Raw genomic sequence first — 6,902 nt, 5'->3', positions numbered from 1 at the left:
GTGTCTTTCTTCGTGGCTTGTCGGCGTACGCCCCAACGTGGCCCCGGCAAGATTTCCGTGAAGTCGGGGTGTGCCACCGTGCGCCGGTGACACTCCGTCACGGGTAGCGGCAGTGTCGGCGAGTGTGATGACCTCGTACGAACGTGGGCTCCGCATCTGGATGCGGTGCGGGTGGAGCGGGTGTGGTCGTCGGATGGCGTGGTTCGTATCGCCGCCCGTACCCGCGAGTTGAGGGTGGCGTGTCCGGACTGCGGTCGAGGGTCGGAGCGGGTGCACAGCCGCTATGTCCGCACGCTGGCCGACGTCGCCGCCGGTGGCCGCCCAGTGCTGGTCAGTCTGACGGTGCGGCGGCTGTTCTGCGACGCCCCGAGCTGCGGGCGACGGACGTTTGCCGAGCAGGTCGAGGGGGTGACGGTGCGCTATCAGCGCCGCAGTCCGCTGCTGCAGCAACTCGTGGAGATGGCCGGGGTGATACTGGCCGGCCGTGGCGGGGCTAGGCTTCTGCGCATTATGAAGACGCCGCTGTCGCGGACAAGTGTGCTATTTCAATTGATGCGTATGCGGCTGCCGTCGGCCGCGACACCGCGGGTGCTGGGCGTGGACGACTTCGCGTTGTACGCGGACGTCTATGGCACGCTGCTGGTGGATGCCGACACGCGGCTGCCGATCGAGCTGTGGGCCGGGCGCGATGCCGAGCAACTCGCCGCCTGGCTGCGCACCCACCCCGGCGTCGAAGTGGCGTGCCGGGACGGCTCGCTGGTTTACCGGCAGGGCATCACCGACGGAGCCCCTGATGCGGTGCAGGTCAGCGACCGCTTCCACCTCTGGCAGGGGTTGTCGAAACGGGTCGGGGACGTTGCCGCCGCCCACCGCGGCTGCCTGCCCGCTGCGGTCCCCGACCCCGAACCGACCCCGCCATCGCCGACGGACCGGTCCGAGACGGCCGATACTCCCGCCCGCCGCCATGCCAAGCGGCTGTTCGAGGCGGTGCGCGAGGTCTCCGGCTCCGGCCGTTCGCTCAGCGCCATGGCCCGTGAGCTGGGCCTGAACCGGCGCACCGTGGCGAAGTACGCACGTGCTGCCTGCTGGCAGGAGTGCGTACGGCGCCTCCCGCCCCGCCGGTCCACGAGCCTCGACCCGTATCTGGAGTATCTGCGTGAACGCTGGGAGGAGGGCGAGCACGCGGCGACGGTGCTGCACCAGGAGATCGTCGCCAAGGGCTACTTGGGCCACTATCAGCGCGTCAAGATGGCCATCGCGCCGCTGCGGCGCGGTCTGCCGATCGACACGCCACGCGAGCGGCCGCCCTCGCCCCGTCAGGTCGCCCGGTGGATCACTACCGCACCGACCCGACGCGGCCTGCGCGCCACCGAGGCACTCCGGCGGCTGCTCGCTCACTGCCCGGAACTGGACCGAGCTCACAACTTGGTACGGCAGTTCGCGGCCATGCTCGACGCCCGCGATGCCGCACCGCTACCGGGCTGGATCGAGCAACTTGAAGCCTCCCGCCTCCCGGCCTTGGCCAGCCTGGCCAGAGCCCTCCGCGAGGACCAGCTCGCGGTCGTGCAAGGAATCACCACCCCGTTCAACTCCGGTGTCAACGAAGGCCGGATAACGGACCTGAAGCTCCAGAAGAGGATCACGGCGGGCCGCGCCGGGGTTCCACTCCTCCGGCAACGCGTCATCCTCATGGCCCACCTCCGACGCCGCTACCCGTGACGGAGTGTCACCGGCGCACGGTGGCACACCCCGACTTCACGGAAATCTTGCCGGGGCCAGAGAGCCCCGTACGCCGACATGGCTCGCCTCGCTCGTCCCGTGAAGGCAGTGAGCACAAGGGATCAGCGGAGCTGATCCGGATCTGGCGTTGAAGAACATCCTCGTCGCGTCAGGAGCCGAGCCATGGACTGCCCGAACTGCGCCATCGACATGGAGTCGAACGCCCACGGCGTCCGCGCCAGCAAGAAGGCCGAAAAGGTCACGTGTCCCAAGTGTGGCTACAGCGAGACGCGCTGAGCAGCGGCTTCTTCGCCCTGCCTTTCCTCTTCCCCTCCACTGCGGTCGCGAAGGAAGCCACGCCGATGAACACGCTCCAGACCATGCCCGGCTTGCCCATCATCCTCATCGTCTTCGCTGCCGTCCTCGCGACGATGGGACTCGCCTTCCTCCTGCCAGACCTGATCGGACGGAAGCCGAAGTCTATCTGGGTTGGGATTCCCGCACCGGCGAGAGCGCCTTCAAGACCGGCATGACGGAGCTGGACTACTGGTTGAGCATCCGCATCACCGACGAAAACACACCAGCCACCGTCGAGGCGAACCCGCCGGCGACGCAAGACCTTGAGAACGCCGTGTTCGAGGACCGGTTCTTCGCCGATCGCGCCTTCTCGCCGTCGCTGCGGCTGGTCCTGGCCGATCTGATCCGCCGCGGCGAACTGCCGTGCGGCGACTATCTGTTCCGGCACTGGTGGTGATCGAAGCGGAATGAAGGTTGGAACCATCGCTCAGTCTCAGACATCCGTCTTCGACGTCGCCGAGTACATCCTGCAGAAGCACGCCAGGGCCGAGCCCGATCGGCTGACGATGAAGCTTCAGAAGCTCGTCTACTACTGCCAAACCTGACACCGTGCCTGGGATGGCAGAGCCCTCTTCCCCGAAGCGATCCAGGCTTGAGCCTCCGGGCCCGTCTGCCCTGAGCTCTACGAGCTGCACCAGGGCTACTTCACCGTCCAGGCCGGCTTCTTCGCCAAACGGCTGTCTGAGGAGAGGCCCGGCCGGGCTCTCACCGTTGACCCTCTTGGTCATCGTGCGGGAGCTGCCCGCCGGTAGGTTGAAGGACTGAGGCGTGCGCGTCCTGGCCCACCTCCGCCAGGGACGTCACTGCCGAACGCGCTGTCCAAGACCGTGGCCGACCGCCGTACCGCTGCCCGAGGCGACCGGCTGCGGGCCCGCGATGCCGACGAGCTCAGGAGCGAGCTGAAGCTGCTCGCCATCCGGCACCGGCCTCTCAACGAACAACCGCGCCAACGCCTCGTCAGCTACCGGCGTCGGGAACCCGATGGATTCTCCGACGTGCTGGCCGCCCCAGGGCTCCCCGCCGACTTCCTCCATTGCGGCCGCTGCCTCTCCGCCCCATCGAAACTCGCCAGAACTCCGTCCGATGCCGTGCTCCCCATAGCTTCCGGGTGTCGGCCCACCCCGAGCCGCCCAGCCCCTTCACAGAGACGAGTCGCAGACATGACGATCAACGAACCGTTTCAGCCGCTGACTGCAGAGCAGCGAAACCACATAATCGCGCGCTGCCGCAAGTTCATTTCCCTGAAGGCGAACCTGGAAGGGGTGCCGAACAAACAGTACGTGGAAATCTTCGGCAACCTGGCCAGGGCTGTCCTCGGCGCCCTCGCCCAGGGTATGGCCGACCTCGGCGGCGGCAACCCCTTCGCCGTCACGGCCTTCATCGACGCTACTGACGAGCGACTCTCCGCGACGGTTGAGAGCGACGGTTCCCGTCTTTACGACGACACGGCCTCTACCCTCGTCGGCCAGGTGATCTTTGCTTCGCGGGCGGCGTATCACCCGGCGGGGGTCGTGGCTCGTACCACGGAGCCTGACGGCAGCAAGGCCGTTCAGGCGTGGAAGCTCGTGGACGGGCACCCGCTGCCCCTCCCTGCGTCGATAGCTGCCCAGTTGTGCGCAGTCGATGTGAGGACCGGCAAGCCCCAGGAGCCGCAGCGGGACATTCGCTACACCGACGCCTTCGACATTGCGCCGCTGTTCCTGCGCCTTCCTTGATCCGACGACCCTCCGCCCGGCACACCGGGCGGAGGGCGACCCGGCGTCGATCGCTCGGCGCCACCTCCGCGCCTGCCCCATCTGACGGGAAGAGGAACCCGATATGGCATCAGGCCACTGTGCTGGCGTCAGGCCGATCCGACGCCGACGCCACGCGTTGCGAGCACAAGGTGAAGACCTCGGGCCGGCCCCGCGACCCCGAGTCCGGCTGCACCGGCCGCACCCAGTTCCAGATCGTGTGCAGTGAGCACGGCACCGTCGGAAAGCCGCACTCCCTCAAGCTGTTCGCCGGCCCGGCGGCCGCCGCGCACCGCCAGGAGCACCGCGCCACCCTCGCCATCCGCTGCCCTCACAGCCTGACGCCCGCTTTCACGGCCCGGGACGCCCTACGCGTCCCGGGCCCCCGCATGGGAGGACACGTAGATGACCACCTTCATGGACCGCTTCGCCGACCGCGTCACCGAGGTCACCACCGAACTCGCCACCCTGGACATGCCGCTCACCGTCCCGGCCGGCCCCTTCACCACCGACGAGTACGGCTGGATCGACTTCACACCGGAGATCGACCGCTCCAGCCTCGCCTGGTGCAGCGCCGTCCAGATGCTCGCCGACCACCGCCACACCCCTCTCTCCTGGCAGATCCCCAGCGCCGACGCACTCCTGCGTGAGCTGGGAGTCCCCGGACTCGCCACCCTGCACCGCGACCTGGTCGGCGCCCCCATCGACTACCGATTCACGCCCTGCCCCTACTGCGACGGCATGGGCGAAGACCCCACACTCCCCACCTGCGAACAACTCGGCTGCCGCATCCCGGCGAACATCGCCGACCACCCCCACGGCTGCCCCGTCTGCCGGGGCGAGAACTGCGAGCCCGACTACTACGCGGAGCGGCAGATGGACGAGGCAGAGCAACTGTGGGCCGAAGCGATCGCGGCCAAGACACCGCCCCGCCGCTCGTGGCGCACCCTGCTGCACCGCCGCTGAAGAACCACCCCAGCCCGGCCCGGGGCGGCTGCCGACTGGGCGGACCGTCAGGCATGGCTTGCCGCCGACCACTTCCGCGACACACTCGCCAACGGAAACCGGGCAATGTGGGTGATGATCTGTCGCTACGCAGCCGACCTGCACGCCGCGACCTTGCGCGCCCGCCGCGAACACCGCACCGGCGCCATCTCCTGAACTCTTCTGGTGGTACCGGCTCGGCTCCACCTGGGACCTGATCCCTGCATATCGCACCGCGCGCGGCCTGACCGGCCAGGGCGCCTGACACCCCAACCCTCTTACGGCGCACTGCACCTGGGCGGGGCGTCCACGGTCACGGAACCCGAACCAACCCGAGGAGAACCCCGCATGTCCACGTTCACCGCACGCCCCAGCCTCACCAAGACGCGCCCCGCGTATGGCCGCCACACCGGCGCGATGCTCCGTGACGCGCTCCAAGCACTCGGGATCGTGCACCACGTCGACAAGCCGTGGCGCGGACTGCCTCATGAGTACCTGGTGTGCAGCGTGCCAGGGCGTGCGCGGGTGTGGATCCACTGTGTGGCCGACCCGTCCGCCCGCACCCCGGAGGGCCGCCGGTTCGCCGATCACTACGACCTGCCCACGGTCGCACTGTGGGGGCTGTGGCCGCCGTGGTCACCGACGACGAGTCAACCCGGTTCGTGTTCAACGGGTTTGGCAACGAGCACAAGCCCACGGCGAGCGCTGGCATGCAGGCCGGGCAGTGTGCTGCCGCCGTGGCCGAGCACTTCGGGCTGACGGAGCCGGAGCCTGAGTACACCTGTCTGAACTGCGCGCGCGTTATCGAGTGGATCGAGGCCGACGGGCAGGGCGCTTGGTACGACTCGTCCCACCGGATCGAGTGCGCGGACGGCGAGAACCTGCACGCCCCGGAGCCGCTGTGCGGCTGGTGCGAGGACTACGGGCTGATCGAGATCTTCGACGATTCCACCGACGCCCTGAAAGGGCACACCACGTGCGACAACGCGCCGTGTGTCGCCCGGCGCATCATGCGCAGCGATCAGGCCGAGCGCGAGCGCCAGGCCGCGCAGGCGCAGGCCGCCGCGCACGAGTGCACCGGCCCCCTGTGTTGTCCCCCGTTCTGAGCCCTCTGTCAGCGACGGCGTAATTCCCCACGATCTACATGATCCTGTCGGCGTAATTCCCCACCTGGGCTGAGCCCGGCACGGGCCGCCCGACGGCTGAGTGTGCGGCTGGACCGGTCCGTCAAGGGCGCCTTCGGCGGCGCTCCGCGCTGGCCTGTCGGCCACCCTGGACTGCACTGACCAGCCTGAACGGCGAGCTGGCTATCGGGCGGCCCGGGAACCTCTGGCGCCGTGGGGATCTCGGTGCACGGTCGTTGTCCCCATGGGGACAACGGTTGTAGCGCCGCCGTCCCCATGGCCCATTTCTCCGAGTTTGGGGTGGGGAATTACGCCGTCGTTCACACCCTCATAGCGCCCCCGACCCTGCGAGGAGTGCTTACAGACAGCCGAGCCGTCCGGCCACTCCGACACCGACCTGTTCATCGAACGGGATGCGGACGAACGCCCCGCCGACATACGCGGGCAGCACGTCAGCGAACAGCAGTGGGCGACCGTCCAGGACGTACAGGGTGCGGGGGAATGGCTGTGAGGAACGCACCAACGATCGCCCAGCTCCGCAACATCGCCGACCGTGCGGACCGCGGGCAACTCGCTCCAGCCGAAGTCGCGCGTCTGCGACAGGGCATCGACCGCTTCAGCCGCCGCACCAACACCAACGCAGCAGGCTGGGCTAACAAGACGCGAGCCCTACGCCGACGACTCACCGAACTCCACTACCCGGTGCAGCGCGGCTCGATCGCCGCCTGCGCCGAGTGCTCCGGCTGGAACGGGCGCCGCTGCGTCGGCCTCGTCACCCAGTGGCCCTGCCCCACCCTCGACGCCGTCGACGATCTCTTCCCCGCGAAGGAGACCGCGTGACGACTGCCCTGACTGTCTTCATCTGGCTGGCTTGCGCATGGCTGATCGCCATGTTCGTCGCCGCCGGGATCGCCATCCACCGCAGCCGCCGCGACCGCAAGGAGCAGCCATGACCGACACTCCAACACCCCCGCAGACGGCCCCA

General features: G+C 68.5%; 7 protein-coding genes. All 7 read left to right on the top strand.

The genetic code is table 11. The features are described from left to right. The first annotated feature begins 165 nt into the window (after positions 1 to 165). The 7 genes from ACFWY6_RS23540 (at position 166) to ACFWY6_RS23510 (ending at position 6,757) form a co-directional block, all read left to right on the top strand. Complete coding sequence (locus tag ACFWY6_RS23540) at positions 166 to 1,719, top strand: ISL3 family transposase (protein WP_384693624.1); 1,554 nt, start codon at positions 166 to 168, stop codon at positions 1,717 to 1,719. A 529-nt stretch (positions 1,720 to 2,248) separates the two neighbouring features. Next, entirely contained in the window at positions 2,249 to 2,473 is a 225-nt protein-coding gene (locus ACFWY6_RS23535; protein ID WP_384693621.1) for a hypothetical protein, read from the top strand. A 10-nt stretch (positions 2,474 to 2,483) separates the two neighbouring features. Then, positions 2,484 to 2,621: a hypothetical protein gene (locus tag ACFWY6_RS23530; RefSeq protein WP_384693618.1), complete on the top strand. Its 138-nt coding sequence runs from the start codon at positions 2,484 to 2,486 to the stop codon at positions 2,619 to 2,621. A gap of 615 nt (positions 2,622 to 3,236) precedes the next feature. Further along, complete coding sequence (locus ACFWY6_RS23525; RefSeq protein ID WP_384693615.1) at positions 3,237 to 3,791, top strand: hypothetical protein; 555 nt, start codon at positions 3,237 to 3,239, stop codon at positions 3,789 to 3,791. Between the two features lie 423 nt (positions 3,792 to 4,214). After that, positions 4,215 to 4,775 carry a hypothetical protein gene (locus ACFWY6_RS23520; protein WP_384693613.1) on the top strand — a complete coding sequence of 187 codons (561 nt, stop codon included), beginning with the start codon at positions 4,215 to 4,217 and terminating at the stop codon, positions 4,773 to 4,775. Positions 4,776 to 5,416: 641 nt separating this feature from the next. After that, the gene (locus tag ACFWY6_RS23515; RefSeq protein WP_384693610.1) at positions 5,417 to 5,899 is read left to right on the top strand and encodes a hypothetical protein; all 483 of its coding nucleotides are present in this window, start codon (positions 5,417 to 5,419) and stop codon (positions 5,897 to 5,899) included. A 525-nt stretch (positions 5,900 to 6,424) separates the two neighbouring features. Then, entirely contained in the window at positions 6,425 to 6,757 is a 333-nt protein-coding gene (locus ACFWY6_RS23510; protein WP_384693607.1) for a hypothetical protein, read from the top strand. The last annotated feature ends 145 nt before the right edge of the window (positions 6,758 to 6,902 follow it).

The organism is Streptomyces sp. NPDC059037, assembly GCF_042740015.1.
GTDB lineage: Bacteria > Actinomycetota > Actinomycetes > Streptomycetales > Streptomycetaceae > Streptomyces.
The sequence above is the reverse complement of the archived record's forward strand: the minus strand, read 5'-3'. Positions and strand labels throughout refer to the sequence as shown.